The organism is Micromonospora sp. L31 (assembly GCF_052068075.1).
Taxonomy (GTDB): Bacteria; Actinomycetota; Actinomycetes; order Mycobacteriales; family Micromonosporaceae; genus Micromonospora; species Micromonospora purpureochromogenes.
Genome location: NZ_JBQHDC010000003.1, coordinates 65,154 through 79,102, shown reverse-complemented (window position 1 = coordinate 79,102; position 13,949 = coordinate 65,154). Strand labels below are relative to the sequence as shown.

Below are 13,949 nucleotides of genomic sequence, written 5' to 3'. Positions count from 1 at the left end.
TCCGATGTGCTCAGGAGCCGGCCCGCGTCCGGGGGCGCGGACCGCCGTTGCGGGCCGGTCCGGGTGGGCGTACCCCTGGGTTAAGCTCCTTCGATCGACCCACAAGTTACCGGGAGGTAATCATGTCGGAGGAGCCCCGCGTCGCCATCGTGACCGGAGCCGCGCGCGGCATCGGCGCGGCCACCGCCCGCCGGCTGGCCGCCGACGGCATGGCCGTCGCCGTGGTCGACATCGACGAGTCGGCGACGAAGGAGACCGTGGACGCGATCGCCGCCGACGGCGGCCGGGCACTCGGGGTCGGCGCCGACGTGTCCGACCGGGCCCAGGTCGAGGCGGCCGTCGAGCGGATCGCCGCCGAGCTGGGCGGGCCGACCGTCCTGGTCAACAACGCCGGCGTGCTCCGCGACAACCTGCTGTTCAAGATGACCGACGCCGACTGGGACACGGTGCTGGGCGTGCACCTGCGCGGCGCGTTCCTGTTCAGCCAGGCCGCCCAGAAGCACATGGTCGACCGGAAGTGGGGCCGGATCGTCAACCTCTCCAGCACCTCCGCGCTGGGCAACCGGGGCCAGGCGAACTACTCGGCGGCGAAGGCCGGCCTCCAGGGCTTCACCAAGACGCTCGCCATCGAGCTGGGCCCGTTCGGCGTGACGGTCAACGCGGTCGCGCCGGGCTTCATCGTCACCGACATGACCGCCGCGACCGCCGCCCGGATGAAGGTCGACTTCGAGGCGTTGCAGCAGCACGCCGCCGCGGAGATCCCGGTCCGCCGCTGCGGCCGCCCGGAGGACGTCGCCCACACCATCTCGTTCCTCGCCAGCGAGGGCGCGTCCTTCGTCTCCGGCCAGGTCATCTACGTAGCCGGCGGCCCCAAGGACTGACCCCTACCCCCCCGCACCACCAAATGGCCACTCTTTCCGAGAAAGAGTGGCCATTTCGGCTTCCAAGGCCACGCTTTCTCCGAACGTGCGGCCGCAGGCCGGGGGTCGCGCGGGGTCAGGTGGGGGTGTGGCGGGTGCGGTAGAGCCAGAGGAGGCCGAGGATGGGCAGGACGAGCGGGATGTAGCCGTAGCCGCTGCCGAATCCGGACCAGACCGTCTCGTCCGGGAAGAGTTCCTTGTCGACCAGGCTCAGCAGGCCCACCCCGACGACCCCGGCCAGCTCCACCGAGCAGCAGGCGAGCGCGACCCGGCGGCCGGCGTGACCGGCGCGGGCCAGCCCGACGGCGGCGACGATGTAGATCACCGCGGCCAGCGCGGAGAGCAGGTACGCCACCGGCGCCTCGTCGAACTTCGTGGCGATCTGGAGCCCGGCCCGCGAGGTCGCGGCGATCGCGAAGAGCAGGTAGACCGCGATCAGCAGCCGACCCGGACCCTTGTTTGTGGCCGGCGCGGAGGTGCGGGTCTCAACCACCGAGGACCTCCCAGGTCTGCTGGAGCCGGACCACGACCACCGGGGTGACCAGGCAGATCGCGCAGACGATCGCCGAGCCCCAGCGGGTCGGTTCCATCCTGGCCAGCACCCAGGCCAGCGGCGGCAGGCAGACCAGCGTCACCAGGTAGCCGAAGAAGGCGCCGGGCTCGCCCGGCCGCTCGCCGCCGCTCAGCGCGACCAGCGCCGCCACCGCCAGCGCGAGCAGCGCCACCTCCAGCACCGCCAGGCCGACGAACTGGAGCCGGTCCGGCGCGCGGTGGCGCAGCGTCGCCACCAGGCTCCAGAGCGCGAGTACGAGCGACAGCACGATCGTTGCCGTCGCGAGGATCCCGTCCACCGGCGAGCCGGCTGAGGCTGCGCTGGTCATCGCGGGCACACCGTCCCAGTCTCGGTCACCGGCACAGCCTACTAACCGTCGTAGTAATCGCCCTCGCCCCGGTCACTCGGCCAGGTCGGCCGGACGTGCCCGGCCGGGGACGACTAGGTTGGATCACGCCACGGCACCGCCGTGGCGGACGACGACACCGGGGGTACTCGTGCTGCGGTTCGGCTTGTTTGGCACCGGTCACTGGGCGGCGGAGACGCACGCCGCCGCGATCGACGCGCACCCGCGCGCCGAACTGGTCGGGGTCTGGGGACGCAACCCGGAGCGGGCCGCCGAGCTGGCCGACCGGCACGGCGTACCGGCGTTCGGCGACGCCGACGCGCTGCTGGACGAGTGCGACGCGGTCGCCGTGGCGCTCCCGCCCGACATCCAGGCGGACCTCGCCGTACGCGCCGCCATCGCGGGCCGGCACCTGCTGCTGGACAAGCCGCTGGCGCTCACCCTCGCCGACGCCGACCGGGTGGTCGCCGCCGCCCAGCAGTCCGGGGTGGCCTCGGTGGTCTTCTTCACCCAGCGTTACCACCCGAACGTCACCGCCTTCCTCGCCTCGACCGCCGCTGCCGGCGGCTGGCAGCACGCGCGGGCGACCATGTTCGCCTCGATCTACCAGCCCGGCAGCCCGTACGGCGACTCGCAGTGGCGAATCGAGCACGGCGCGCTCTGGGACATCGGTCCGCACGCGCTGTCGATCATCCTGCCGGTGCTCGGCCGGGTCACCCGGGTGGCCGCGATGAACGGCCCGAGCGGCCTGGTCCACCTGCTGCTCACCCACGTCGGCGGCGCCACCAGCGCGATCTCGCTCACCCTGGACGCGCCTCGTGAGGCGACGACCCGCGACTTCGTCTTCTTCGGCGAGAACGGCACCGAGACGGTGCCGCCGGGCGACGGCGACGCCATCACCGCCTTCGGCACCGCGATCGACCAGCTCCTCGAAGAGATCGACGCCGGCACCCGGGACCATCGCTGCGACGTGCGCTTCGGTCGCGAGGTGGTGGAGATCCTGTCCGCCGCCGAGGTCGCCCGCGCAGAGGGCCGCACCGTCGAAATCTGAGCCCTTCCCGGGTCCGGCCGGTCGCTGACCCCGGCCGCTGTGCCGGCCGGGCGTGTCGTCGGTCCAAGGGCATATGAGTCCTGAGCGATATACCTCTGAGGCATAAATATGCCTCAGAGGTATATCGCTCGCTGTGGAGAGTGGGGGCGGACGCTACCCTCCGTGGCCCCGGGGCCGGGCGAGCCGCCGACAGCCCGCCGGCCCGCAGCCGGCAACCTCGGTGGCGACTCGGCGAGTCGAACAGCCAGGTGACCGGTGGATGGCGACGACCCGGACGGTTCCGGAAACCCCTCGCGGCGCGACCGGCCCGCCGCTAGCCTGGCCGACATGTTCACGCACGCCCTGATCGACGTGGCCGCCGCGCCGGCCGTGCGGGGCCTCCTCCTGGTTGCCCGCCCGCGAGTCCGGCGCCCGGCCCTGGCCGGCCGGGACGCCCACCGCCGCGCCTGACCTGACCTCCGCACCGTCGCCGACCCGTCCACCGACCGGGGTCGGTGCGGTCGCGTCGCACCCGGCGCCGCCATGCCGCTGACCGCTGACACCTCGCGGTCGGCGGGCGCACCTCCGCGTCCCACGCCGAATCTCCAGGGTCGTCCGAGTCCCGATCCACTCGGACAGGCCCGCCGTGCGCGCTGCCTGTCCGTACCCGTCGCCGACCGGCGACAGACAGGACGATTCCCGTGGCGCCCCGCCGACCCCGCACCACCGCACGCGACCGGTCCCGTCGCGTACTGTCCCAGAACTTCCTGACCGATCCGGCCGCCGTCGCGCGGCTGGTCCGGGCCGCCCGGCCCGGCCCCGACGACCTGCTGCTGGAGGTCGGTGCGGGCCGGGGTCAACTGACCCGTCCGCTCGCCGTCCGCTGCGCGCGGCTGGTCGCCTACGAGGTGGACCCGGCCGCCGCCGGTGACCTGGCCGCCCTCGCCGCCCAACTGCCCCAGGTCAGCCACCGGCAGGAGGACTTCCTGGCCGCACCGCCGCCGGACGAGCCGTTCTCCGTGGTCGGCAACATCCCCTGGTCGCTGACGGCCGCGGTGGTCCGCTGGTGCCTGGCCGCCCCCGGGTTGCGGGCCGCGACGCTGCTCACCCAGCTGGAGTACGCCCGCAAGCGCACCGGCGACCACGGCCGGTGGAGCAGGCTGACCGTGCTCACCTGGCCGGAACACCACTGGCGGCTGGCCGGGCGGGTGCCCCGTGCCGCGTTCCGGCCGGTGCCCGGCGTCGACGGCGGGATCCTGCGGGTCGAGCGCCGGCCCGAGCCGCTGCTGCCCCCGGCGGCGCTGCCGGCGTACCGGAGGATGGTCGAGCTCGGGTTCGGCGGCGCCGGCGGCTCACTCGCCGCCTCGCTGCGCACGGCGCACCCGCGCGGCCGGGTGGACGGTGCGCTACGGGCCGCCCGGCTCGACCCGGCCACGCCGGTCGGGCTGGTCTGGCCGGAGCAGTGGCTGGTCCTGTTCCGTCTGCTGCATGCCCGCGACCCGCGCGATCTCAGGCGAGCGTGGCCAGCGCCTCGTGCAGCTCGGCGGGGTCGTTGAACTGTTCGACGGGCAACGCCCGCAACATCTGCAACAGCTCGGTGCTGGCCCCGTTCTCCTGACCCCAGCGGACCAGGTCCTCACGGGAGACCGGGTAGTCGAGCCCGGCCAGGTAGTCCTGCAACTGCGCCCCGGTGACGGTCATGCCGCCCGGCTACCCGTCCTGCGCGCCGGCACACCGCAATCGGCGGAAGTGACCGGTTCCAGGGGTGAGACCGGGACGCCCGTCGACGCCCGCGGCCACGGGCGGCGGTTTGGTCGCCGGCCCGCCGGGTAGCCGCGCACATGCTGGTTCAGCGGCTCGGCGCGCCGAGCGACTTCGATCCGTTGCTGGCGCGTGTCGGGGACGCCCGGGTGGTGATGATCGGCGAGGCGACGCACGGCAACTACGACTACTACCGGCTGCGCGAGCAGCTCACCCGCCGGCTCATCGCCGAGCACGGCTTCTCCTTCGTGGCGGTGGAGGGCGACTGGCCGGACTGCGACCGGGTGAACCGGTCGGTGACCGGCGCGCCCGGCGGCGCCGCCGACCCGCGGCTCGCGCTGGAATGCTTCGAACGCTGGCCCACCTGGATGTGGGCGAACGCCGAGGTGAACCGGTTCTGCCGCTGGTTGCGGGCCTGGAACATGGAACGCCCGGCGGGGGAGCGGGCCGGCTTCCACGGGTTGGACGTCTACAGCCTGTGGGAGTCGATGCAGGCCATCTTCGACTACCTCGGCGAGGAGGACCCGCAGTCGCTGGAGGCGGCGCAGGAGGCCTACCGCTGCTTCGAGCCGTACGGCAAGCAGGTCGAGGAGTACGGCGCGGCCAGCCGGTTCGTCTCCGCGCGCTGCGAGGAGGAGGTGGTACGCCTGCTGGCGCGTACCCGGGCACACGCCGCGGCGGACGGCCCGGACGCCTTCGCGGCCTGGCAGAACGCGGAGGTGGTGGCCGGCGCGGAGCGCTACTACCGGGCGATGGTGCGCGGCGGCCCGGAGTCGTGGAACGTGCGGGACATCCACATGACGGACACCCTGGACCGCCTGCTGGAGCACTACGGCCCCCAGTCGCGGGGGATCGTCTGGGCGCACAACACGCACGTGGGAGATGCCCGGGCCACCGACATGGCCGCCGACGGGCTGGTGAACATCGGCCAGTTGGGCCGGGAACGGCTGGGCCGCGACGGGGTCGTGCTGGTCGGCTTCGGCGGCTACCGGGGGACGGTCGTCGCCGCGCCGCGCTGGGGTTCGCCGGCCGAGGCGATGGTGGTGCCGCCGGCCCGGGAGGGTTCGGTGGAGCGGCGGCTGCACGAGCTGATGCCGGAGCGCGCGGTGCTGGTCTTCGGCGGTGCGGACGAGCCGGAGTGGATCACCGGCACCGTCGACCACCGGGCGATCGGGGTGGTCTACGACCCGACCTTCGAGTCCTGGGGCAACTACGTGCCGACCCGGCTGGCCGAGCGGTACGACGGGTTCATCTGGTGCGACGAGACCACCGCGCTGCATCCGTTGCCGGCGCTGAGCGCGATGGGTGAGATGGAGACCTACCCGGCCGGCGTGTAGGCCGGCCGGGCAGGCCCCGTCCGTCAGGCGTCGACCGGTTCCCGGTCGAGGTGGGCGCGCAGCCCCTCACCCTCGATGTCCACGTTGGGCAGTGCCCGGTTCAGCCAGCGGGGCAGCCACCAGGCCGTCCGGTCGAGCAGCGACATCACCGCCGGCACGATGGTCATCCGCACCACGAAGGCGTCGATGGCGACGCCGATCGCGAGCGCGAAGCCCATCGACTTGATCACCGGGTCGTCGAGGAAGACGAAGCCGCCGAAGACCGAGATCATGATCAGCGCGGCGGCGGTGACCACCCGGGCGCCGTGGCCCATCCCGTTGATGGTGGCCTGGTGCGGGGTGTCGCCGTGCACGAAGTCCTCCCGCATCCGGGAGACCAGGAAGACCTCGTAGTCCATGGCGAGTCCGAACAGGATGCCGATCAGCAGGATCGGCAGGAAGCTGATCAGCGGGCCCGGGGTGTCCAGCCCGACCAGGTCGGCCAGGTGCCCCTGCTGGAACACCGCGACGGTGATGCCGAAGGTGGCGGCCACGGTGAGCAGGAAGCCCAGCGCCGCCTTGACCGGCACCAGGATCGAGCGGAACACCAGCATCAGCAGCAGGATCGACAGCCCGACGACGAGCAGCAGGTAGACCGGCAGCGCGTCGGAGAGCTTCTCGGAGACGTCGATGCCGATCGCGGTGACGCCGGTGAGCAGCACCTCGGCGTTGCCGATCGAGCCGACGCCGTCGCGGATGTCGTGGACCAGCGTCTCGGTGGCCGCGTCGGTCGGCCCGGTCCTGGGGATGACGCCGAGCAGCGCCGTCCGGCCGGAGGGGTCGACCTGCGGTGGGGCCACGGCCAGCACGCCCTCGGTGCGCTGGATCAGCGCGGTGACCTGCGGTACGGCGGCCGCGGTGTCCTGCGGGGAGTCCGAGGTGACCACCACGGCGAGCCGGCCGGTGAAGCCGGGCCCGAAGCCCTCGCGGATGACGTCGCTGCTGACCCGGGCCGCGCTGCCCTCGGGCGCGGTGGCCGCGTCCGGCAGGGCCAGCCGCATGTCCTGCGCCGGCAGCGCGAGCAGCCCGAGGCCGAGCAGGCCGACCAGGATGACCGGGATCCGCAGCTTGGTGACCCAGTGCGCCCAGCGGAAGCCGAAGCCGGAGCGGTCCTCGGCGGGCGGGGTGTCGCCGGCGGCCGGCGCGGCCTCGGCCCGGCGCAGCCTGCGGGGGAGCACCTTGCGGCCGGCGAAGCCGAGCAGGGCCGGCTGGAGGGTGATCGCGACGAGCACCGCCACGGTGACGGTGCCGGCGGCGGCCAGACCCATCACGGTGAGGAAGGGGATGTTGACCACGGCCAGGCCGGCCAGCGCGATGACCACGGTGGCGCCGGCGAAGACGACGGCGGAGCCGGCGGTGCCCACCGCCCGGCCGACCGCCTCGTCCGGCTCCAGCCCGTCGAGCAGGTTCTGCCGGTGCCGGGAGGTGATGAAGAGCGAGTAGTCGATGCCGACGGCCAGGCCGAGCATCAGGGCCAGGATGGGTGCGGTGCTGGTCAGCTCGACCACGCCGCTGAGCGCGAACAGGCCGGCCATGCCGACGGCGACGCCGATCAGGGCGTTGAGCATGGTCATCCCGGCGGCGACCAGCGAGCCGAACGTGATGATCAGGACGATCGCGGCGACCAGCACGCCCAGCGCCTCGGTGGAGCCGACCTCGGGCTCGGTGTTGAGCACCTCGCCGCCGGGCGCGACCTGCCAGCCCTGCGCCTCGGCCTGCGCGCCGACCTTCTCGTACGCCTCGCGCTGGTCGTCGGTGACCTCGTCGGCGCCCGTCGCGAACTGCACCTGCACCAGGGCGTACCGGCCGTTGGGGGAGACCGCCTGGACCTGGAACGGGTCGACGGCGCCGACCACGCCGGGCAGGGCCGCGGCCTCCTGCACGACGCCCTTGACCACCGACTGCCCCTCGGGCGTGGCGAGCTGGCCGTCCGCCGGCGCCTTGACCGCGATGGTCCCGGTGGCGCCGCTGGCCGCCGGGAACCGCTCGGCCAGCAGGTCCAGTGCCTGCTGCGACTCGGTCCCGGGCATGGTGAAGTTGCTCGCCGTCGGGCCGCGCAGGGTCGCCGCGGCGAGGCCGAGGCCGACGAGTACGACGAGCCAGACGGCGACGACGAGTCGCCGGTGGCGCAATGAGGCCCGGCCGAGCCGGTACAGCAGGGTCGCCATCAGATCCTTGTCCTCATTCGGGGTTGGGTGGGTCGAGCGGTGCCAGCGCCCGGGTGGCGATCGCCAGCAGGGCGGGGCGCAACTCGTCGTCGGGCACGTCGACGAACTCGGCGCACGCCTCCGGCACCCCGGCCAGCACGACCATCGCCGCGATCCGGCCGCCCGGGCCCTCGCAGTGCCCGGCGAGCGCGTCGAGCAGCCGTTCGGAGATGCGCTGGACGTGGGCGAAGGCCGGTTGCGCCAGCAGTTCGGGGAACTCGCCGCGCAGCAGCGCGATCTCCCGCCGGAAGCGGACCGCGAGGTCCACGAAGCCCTCGGCGGCGGCGCGCTGGGCGGCGGCGCCGTCGAGGGCGGCGATCCGCTCGTCGAGCTGGCGCAGCACCTCGATCGGCCTGGCCATCAGCTCGGCGAGCAGGGCTTCCTTGTTGGCGAAGTGGTAGAGCACGGCCGCCTTGGAACAGCCCACCGCACGGGCGATGTCCTGCAACGAGGTGCCCTTGTAGCCGGTCACCGCGAACCGCCGTGCCGCCGCGGCAAGGATCTCGCCGTGGGTCTGCGGGGTCGTCCGTGCCATGCGTTCCAGCATGCCTGACCGATCGGTCAGAGCCTGACCGATCGGTCAGACGCATCGGGTGGCGTTCGCCACACCGGTCACTCCCCGGCGCCGTCCGCCCCGCCGGTCCAGCCGGCCAGCCACTCGCCGGACCAGGTCAGCGTCCCGGCGCGCAGGTCGCCGGCGAGGCCGCGGACCCAGTCCAGCTCGGTGCGCAGCAGTGCCAGCCGGTACTCGTCCTCGACCAGGAAGAGCCGCGGTAGGTCGACCCGGGCGAGGACGGCCTCGCGTTCGCGCAGCCGCGCGGCGAGGGTCTCGGCGCGTCGTTCGAGCTGCCGGGCCGCCTCGGCCGGTGGCAGCAGCGGCAGGAAGGAGAGCGCGGCGGGGAACTCGGGAAACTCGCGCGCCGGGGTGGCCAGCGCCTCGACCAGCCAGCCGTCCAGCGTCCGCCGGCCGGCGTCGGTCAGCTCGTAGACCGTGCGTTCCGGCCGCCGCTCGTCCCGGGCGGTGTGGCTGACCCGCACCAGCTCGTCGCGCCGCAGCCGCTCGATGGCCTGGTAGATGCTGTTGCGCTGCGCGACGTTGACCACGTCCTGCTTCTCGCGCTCCTGGATGAGCTGCTGCATCCGGTACGCGTGCATCGGCTGCTCGACCAGGAGGGCGAGCACCATCATCGCCAGCGGTGAGTGGCGGTGTGCGCGGGCGGCCATGGCCTCACCTTAGGTGACGGTCTTCCCCGTCATAGTCATTCTATGTATAGTCATTACATGACTAAAGCATTGATCATCGGTGGTGGCATCGCCGGCCCGGTCGCCGCCCTCGCCCTGCGCCGCGCCGGCATCGACTCGGCGATCCACGAGGCGTACGAGCGGGACGCCGTCGGCGTGGGCTCCTTCCTGACCCTCTCGGTCAACGGGATGGACGCGCTGCGGGCAATCGGCCTGGACGCGCTGGTCGCCGGGCTCGGCCACCCGACTCCCCGGATGGCGATGTTCAACCACCAGGGCCGCCGGCTGGGCGAGTTCGGCACCAGCGGCACCCGTACCCGGGGGCGGGGCAGCACCACGGTGCGTCGGTCCGACCTCTACCGGGCGCTGCGTGACGAGGCCGCCCGGCAGGGCGTACCGATCGTGCACGGCGCCCGCCTGGTGTCGGCCGAGTCGACCGGGGTGGGGGTAACGGCCCGGTTCGCCGACGGCCGGAGCGCCGAGGGTGACCTCCTGATCGGCGCGGACGGGCTGCGCTCGCGGACCCGGGAGATCATCGACCCGGCGGCGCCCGCGCCCCGCTACGTCCCGCTGCTCAACGCCAGTGGCTTCACCCGCGGCCTCGGGCTGCCCGGCGAGCCGGGCGTGATGAACATGGTCTTCGGTCGGCGGTGCTTCTTCTGCTGGATCCCCGTGGGCGACGACGAGATCTGGTGGTTCGCCAACCCGCCCCAGCCGGCGGAGCTGACCCCGGATCAGCTCGCCGCCATCGGCCCGGAGGAGTCACGCGCCCGGCTGCGCGCCCTCTTCGCGGACGACGCCGGCCCGGCCCTGCGCATCGTCGAGGCCACCGACCGGATCCGGTACGGCTGGCCCACCTACGACCTGCCGTCGCTGCCCGTCTGGCACCGCGACCGGATGATCGTCATCGGCGACGCGGCGCACACCGCCGCCCCCTCCTCCGGTCAGGGCGCGGCGATGGCGTTCGAGGACGCGGTGACGCTGGCCCGGTGCCTGCGCGACCTGCCCGACGTGCCGGCCGCCTTCACCGCGTACGAGCGGCTGCGCCGGGAGCGGGTCGAGCGGGTGGTGGCGCAGGGGCGGCGGAACAGCGGCACCAAGGCCGCCGGTCCGGTCGCCCGGCTGGTGCGGGACATCGCCCTGCCCCTGTACGCCAAGCGGATGGCGAAGACCGGCGGCGCCTCCCTCGCCTGGCTGTACGACCACCACGTCGAGTGGGACGCGCCGGTCGCCGCCGGAGTCACTGCGCCGCGTGCTCCCGGTCGTACGCGGCCCGCGCCTCGCTGATCGCCCCGCGGTGCCGTTCGGCCCAGTCGGTGAGCGCCACCAGCGACTCGTAGAGCTCCAGGGCCATCGGGGTGGCGGTGTACTCCACCTTCGGCGGCACGGTCGGGTACACCCGCCGGTGCAGCAGGCCGTCCCGTTCCAGGTTGCGCAGGGTGAGGGTCAGCATCCGCCGGCTGATCCCCTCCACCTGCCGTTCCAGTTCGGTGAAGCGGACCGGCCCCTTGGCGGCCGCCACCAGGATGCCGATGCTCCACTTGCCACCGACCCGGTCCAGCGCCTCGCGGACGGTGCAGGCGCGGGCCTGGGCGCGTCCGATGGACACACAGCTGTTCCCCTGGGACACCAAAGTGCCTCCTTCCGCTCGGTCTGATGGTCACAGACGATGGCCTTGGTAACAAACCGTGCACCAAGGAGGACGTCGATGACGAACCGATGGGCGGCGCTGCTCGTGCTCTGCGCCGGCAGCCTGATGATCATTCTGGACGGGAGCATCGTCGCGGTGGCCCTGCCCGCCATCCAGCGCGACCTCGGCTTCGCCGCCGCCGACCTGCCCTGGGTGGTCAACGCCTACCTGGTCGCGTTCGGCGGGCTGCTGCTGCTCGCCGGGCGGCTCGGCGACCTGGCCGGCCGTCGGCGGGTGTTCCTCGCCGGGGTCGCCCTGTTCACCCTCGCCTCGGTGGCCTGCGCGCTGGCCGGCGACCCGACCACCCTGGTCGTCGCCCGGTTCCTCCAGGGCGCCGGTGGCGCGCTCACCACCGCGGTCGGCCTCGGCATGGTCGTCGGGCTCTTCCCCGCGCCCGCCGAGCGGGCCCGGGCCATCGCGGTGTTCAGCTTCACCGGCGCGGCCGGCGCCTCGCTCGGCCTGCTGGCCGGCGGGTTCCTCACCGAGCTGGCCGGTTGGCCGGCGATCTTCCTGATCAACCTGCCGATCGGCCTGCTCATCGTGGGCGGCGCCGCGCGGTGGGTGCCGGCCGACTCCGGCATCGGGCTGCGGGCCGGCCTCGACCTGCCCGGCGCGGCGCTGGTCACCGCCGGCCTGATGGCCACCGTGGTGGCGATCGTCGGCGCCGGCGAGCACGGCTGGACGTCCCCGCGCACCCTCGCCGCCGCGCTGCTGGCCGGGGCGCTGCTCGGGGCGTTCGCGCTCCGGCAGGCGGTCGCCGCCACCCCGCTGCTACCGCCCCGGGTGCTGCGCACGCCGGACCTGGTCGCCGCGAACCTGGTCCAGTTCCTCACCATCGCCGCGTTCTTCGGCTTCCAGTTCCTGCTGGCCCTGGAACTCCAGCTCGTGCTGGGCCTGGCGCCGGCCGCCACCGGGCTGGCCTTCCTCCCCACCCCGGTGGTGATCGCGGTGGTCTCGCTCGGCTTCGCCGGGCGGCTGATCGCCCGGTTCGGCGGCCGGGCGGTGCTGCTCACCGGGCTGGCGCTGGCCGTACCCGGGTTCCTGCTGCTGGCCCGGCTGCCGGTGGACGGCGACTACCCGACCGACGTGCTCCCGGCGATCCTCGTCTTCGGCCTGGCCGGCGGGCTGACCCTGCCCGCGGTCACCACCCTCGCCATGGCGGGCGCGGACCCGGCCGACGCGGGCCTCGCCTCCGGGCTGGCCAACACCACCCAGCAGGTCGGCGGCGCGCTCGGGTTGGCCGCGCTGGCCACCCTGGCCGCTCACCGCACCGACGTGCTGGGCGCCGCCGGCCGGGCCGGGACCGACGCCCTCGCCGCCGGCTACCGCGCCGCGTTCGCCGCCGCGGCCGCCCTGGTCACCGCCGCGCTGCTGGTCGCCCTGGTGGCGCTGCGCCGGGGTCAGGGCCGGGTGGAGACGGTACGCAGCACCGTGGCCAGCTCGTCCAGCGCGGCCGGATAGCGGTGCGCGGGCGGGGTGGCGTACCCGACGACCAGGCCCGGCGGGCCCGCCCCGGGGCGGTGCCGGTGGGCGTCCAGCCCGGTCAGCGCCAACCCCCGGGCGGCCGCGGCGGCCAGCACCTCCGCCTCGGTCGGCCCGCCCGGCGGCAGCGCGACGGTGGCGTGCAGCCCGGCGGCGACCCCGCCGACGGGCGCCAGCCCGGCCAGCCGGTCCAGCAGCAGGTCACGCCGCTGCCGGTAGCGGCGGCGGACGGTGCGCACCTGGCGGTCGTACCCGTGGCTGGTGATCAGGTCGGCGAGCGCGAGCTGCCCGACCACCTCGGTCTGCACGTCCAGGTGGCGCTTGGCCTCCACCACCGGCTCGACCAGCCGGGCCGGCAGCACCAGCCAGGCCAGCCGCAACGCCGGGCCGAGGGTCTTCGCCGCGGTGCCGACGTAGGCGACCTGCTCCGGGGCCATGCCCTGCACCGCGCCGACCGGCTGCCGGTCGTAGCGGAACTCGCCGTCGTAGTCGTCCTCCACCACCAGGGCGGCGGCGTCCCGGGCCCAGCCGGTCAGCGCGTGCCGGCGGTCCGGGCGCAGCGTCACCCCGGTCGGGTACTGGTGGGCCGGGGTGACCACCGCCGCCGCCACCTCGGCCAGCGCACCGGAGCCGAGCAGGTCGGCGCGGGCCCCGCCGTCGTCCACCGGCAGCGGGAGCACCCGGCCGCCCTGGCGGCGCACCACCTCGCGGTGGAAGGGCAACCCCGGGTCCTCCATCGCCACCGTCGGCGCGCCGGCGTCGGCCAGCACCGTGGTCAGCAGCACCAGCGCCTGGACGTATCCGCTGGTCACGACGATCCGCTCGGGGTCGGCCAGCACGCCGCGGGCCCGGCCCAGGTAGCCGGCGAGCGCGGCCCGCAGCTCGGCCCGCCCGCGCGGATCGCCGTAGCCGTACGCGCTCGCCGGGGCGACGGCCAGCGCCCGGCGGGTGGCCCGCAGCCAGGCGGTGACCGGGAAGGCGCCCACGTCCGGGCTGCCCGGCCGCAGGTCGTACCGGGGCGCGGCGGGACCGGGCGGCGGCGTGGCGGCCGGCGGCCCGGCCTGCCGCAGCGGGCTCACCTCGGTGCCGGAGCCGACCCGGGCCACCAGCCAGCCCTCGGCGACCAGCTGGTCGTACGCGGCGCTGACGGTGCCCCGGGCCAGGCCCAGCTCGGCGGCGAGCGCCCGGGTTGCGGGCAGCCGCGTCGACGGCGGCAGCCGGCCGTCCCGGATGGCCGCGCGCAGCGCGCGTTCCAGCCCGGCCCGCCGGCCGCCGCTGGCGTCCAACTCCAGGTGCAGGTCGACGCCGAAACCGGCCCAGTCCATCGGCACGGGATTGGAGC

15 protein-coding genes are annotated in these 13,949 nt (G+C 74.4%); 7 read left to right on the top strand and 8 right to left on the bottom strand.

Translation table 11 applies throughout. From position 1 onward, the window contains the following. Positions 1-122: 122 nt before the first annotated feature. Positions 123-881, top strand: coding sequence for a 3-oxoacyl-ACP reductase FabG (gene fabG, locus ACTMS9_RS09945; RefSeq protein WP_154942235.1), 759 nt, complete (start codon positions 123-125; stop codon positions 879-881). A gap of 115 nt (positions 882-996) precedes the next feature. On the opposite strand, the gene ACTMS9_RS09940 is transcribed toward fabG, so the two are convergent. Continuing rightward, positions 997-1,413, bottom strand: coding sequence for a hypothetical protein (locus ACTMS9_RS09940; protein ID WP_441142986.1), 417 nt, complete (start codon positions 1,411-1,413; stop codon positions 997-999). After that, the gene (locus ACTMS9_RS09935; RefSeq protein ID WP_441142984.1) at positions 1,406-1,801 is read right to left on the bottom strand and encodes a hypothetical protein; all 396 of its coding nucleotides are present in this window, start codon (positions 1,799-1,801) and stop codon (positions 1,406-1,408) included. The genes ACTMS9_RS09940 and ACTMS9_RS09935 overlap by 8 nt, the downstream gene beginning before the upstream one ends. Before the next feature lie 169 nt (positions 1,802-1,970). Here ACTMS9_RS09935 and ACTMS9_RS09930 point away from each other — a divergent pair, with 169 nt between their 5' ends. The 3 genes from ACTMS9_RS09930 (at position 1,971) to erm (ending at position 4,405) form a co-directional block, all read left to right on the top strand. Next, positions 1,971-2,870, top strand: coding sequence for a Gfo/Idh/MocA family protein (locus ACTMS9_RS09930; protein ID WP_441143996.1), 900 nt, complete (start codon positions 1,971-1,973; stop codon positions 2,868-2,870). 327 nt (positions 2,871-3,197) lie between these two features. Continuing rightward, the gene (locus tag ACTMS9_RS09925) at positions 3,198-3,320 is read left to right on the top strand and encodes a hypothetical protein (protein ID WP_255540576.1); all 123 of its coding nucleotides are present in this window, start codon (positions 3,198-3,200) and stop codon (positions 3,318-3,320) included. A 230-nt stretch (positions 3,321-3,550) separates the two neighbouring features. Then, positions 3,551-4,405: an ErmE/ErmH/ErmO/ErmR family 23S rRNA (adenine(2058)-N(6))-methyltransferase gene (gene erm, locus ACTMS9_RS09920; protein ID WP_441142981.1), complete on the top strand. Its 855-nt coding sequence runs from the start codon at positions 3,551-3,553 to the stop codon at positions 4,403-4,405. Here the strand turns inward: erm and ACTMS9_RS09915 are convergent. Continuing rightward, positions 4,359-4,550: a DUF2795 domain-containing protein gene (locus ACTMS9_RS09915; RefSeq protein ID WP_210778133.1), complete on the bottom strand. Its 192-nt coding sequence runs from the start codon at positions 4,548-4,550 to the stop codon at positions 4,359-4,361. The two genes, erm and ACTMS9_RS09915, sit on opposite strands and share 47 nt — an antisense overlap. A gap of 140 nt (positions 4,551-4,690) precedes the next feature. On the opposite strand from ACTMS9_RS09915, the gene ACTMS9_RS09910 reads away from it, so the two are divergent. Further along, positions 4,691-5,947: an erythromycin esterase family protein gene (locus ACTMS9_RS09910; protein WP_441164744.1), complete on the top strand. Its 1,257-nt coding sequence runs from the start codon at positions 4,691-4,693 to the stop codon at positions 5,945-5,947. 23 nt (positions 5,948-5,970) lie between these two features. On the opposite strand, the gene ACTMS9_RS09905 is transcribed toward ACTMS9_RS09910, so the two are convergent. From ACTMS9_RS09905 to ACTMS9_RS09895, 3 genes are all read right to left on the bottom strand, one after another. Further along, on the bottom strand, positions 5,971-8,154 hold the full coding sequence (locus ACTMS9_RS09905) for an MMPL family transporter (RefSeq protein WP_441164743.1): 2,184 nt from the start codon (positions 8,152-8,154) through the stop codon (positions 5,971-5,973). 13 nt (positions 8,155-8,167) lie between these two features. Then, a complete protein-coding gene (locus tag ACTMS9_RS09900) occupies positions 8,168-8,728 on the bottom strand; it encodes a TetR/AcrR family transcriptional regulator (RefSeq protein ID WP_441142975.1) in 561 nt (186 codons plus the stop codon). A 77-nt stretch (positions 8,729-8,805) separates the two neighbouring features. Next, the gene (locus tag ACTMS9_RS09895; RefSeq protein ID WP_441164742.1) at positions 8,806-9,417 is read right to left on the bottom strand and encodes a PadR family transcriptional regulator; all 612 of its coding nucleotides are present in this window, start codon (positions 9,415-9,417) and stop codon (positions 8,806-8,808) included. Between the two features lie 57 nt (positions 9,418-9,474). On the opposite strand from ACTMS9_RS09895, the gene ACTMS9_RS09890 reads away from it, so the two are divergent. Continuing rightward, entirely contained in the window at positions 9,475-10,722 is a 1,248-nt protein-coding gene (locus ACTMS9_RS09890) for an FAD-dependent oxidoreductase (RefSeq protein ID WP_441164741.1), read from the top strand. Here ACTMS9_RS09890 and ACTMS9_RS09885 read toward each other — a convergent pair. Beyond that, positions 10,676-11,044, bottom strand: a complete 369-nt coding sequence (locus tag ACTMS9_RS09885; RefSeq protein WP_179801629.1) for a winged helix-turn-helix transcriptional regulator — start codon at positions 11,042-11,044, stop codon at positions 10,676-10,678. The genes ACTMS9_RS09890 and ACTMS9_RS09885 overlap by 47 nt on opposite strands. A 99-nt stretch (positions 11,045-11,143) precedes the next feature. Between ACTMS9_RS09885 and ACTMS9_RS09880 the strand changes: the two genes are divergently transcribed. Further along, positions 11,144-12,586, top strand: a complete 1,443-nt coding sequence (locus ACTMS9_RS09880; protein ID WP_441164740.1) for an MFS transporter — start codon at positions 11,144-11,146, stop codon at positions 12,584-12,586. Here ACTMS9_RS09880 and pdxR read toward each other — a convergent pair. Then, the gene (gene pdxR / locus ACTMS9_RS09875) at positions 12,526-13,932 is read right to left on the bottom strand and encodes a MocR-like pyridoxine biosynthesis transcription factor PdxR (RefSeq protein ID WP_441164966.1); all 1,407 of its coding nucleotides are present in this window, start codon (positions 13,930-13,932) and stop codon (positions 12,526-12,528) included. The genes ACTMS9_RS09880 and pdxR overlap by 61 nt on opposite strands. Positions 13,933-13,949: the final 17 nt, after the last annotated feature.

What these genes read in the sequence shown, in the direction of transcription:
- fabG (WP_154942235.1), top strand. Translation starts at nt 123, where the DNA reads ATGTCGGAGGAGCCCCGCGTCGCCATCGTGACCGGAGCCGCGCGCGGC.
- ACTMS9_RS09935 (WP_441142984.1), bottom strand. Translation starts at nt 1,801, where the DNA reads ATGACCAGCGCAGCCTCAGCCGGCTCGCCGGTGGACGGGATCCTCGCG.
- ACTMS9_RS09925 (WP_255540576.1), top strand. Translation starts at nt 3,198, where the DNA reads ATGTTCACGCACGCCCTGATCGACGTGGCCGCCGCGCCGGCCGTGCGG.
- ACTMS9_RS09915 (WP_210778133.1), bottom strand. Translation starts at nt 4,550, where the DNA reads ATGACCGTCACCGGGGCGCAGTTGCAGGACTACCTGGCCGGGCTCGAC.
- ACTMS9_RS09910 (WP_441164744.1), top strand. Translation starts at nt 4,691, where the DNA reads ATGCTGGTTCAGCGGCTCGGCGCGCCGAGCGACTTCGATCCGTTGCTG.
- ACTMS9_RS09905 (WP_441164743.1), bottom strand. Translation starts at nt 8,154, where the DNA reads ATGGCGACCCTGCTGTACCGGCTCGGCCGGGCCTCATTGCGCCACCGG.
- ACTMS9_RS09900 (WP_441142975.1), bottom strand. Translation starts at nt 8,728, where the DNA reads ATGGCACGGACGACCCCGCAGACCCACGGCGAGATCCTTGCCGCGGCG.
- ACTMS9_RS09895 (WP_441164742.1), bottom strand. Translation starts at nt 9,417, where the DNA reads ATGGCCGCCCGCGCACACCGCCACTCACCGCTGGCGATGATGGTGCTC.
- ACTMS9_RS09890 (WP_441164741.1), top strand. Translation starts at nt 9,475, where the DNA reads ATGACTAAAGCATTGATCATCGGTGGTGGCATCGCCGGCCCGGTCGCC.
- ACTMS9_RS09880 (WP_441164740.1), top strand. Translation starts at nt 11,144, where the DNA reads ATGACGAACCGATGGGCGGCGCTGCTCGTGCTCTGCGCCGGCAGCCTG.
- pdxR (WP_441164966.1), bottom strand. Translation starts at nt 13,932, where the DNA reads ATGGACTGGGCCGGTTTCGGCGTCGACCTGCACCTGGAGTTGGACGCC.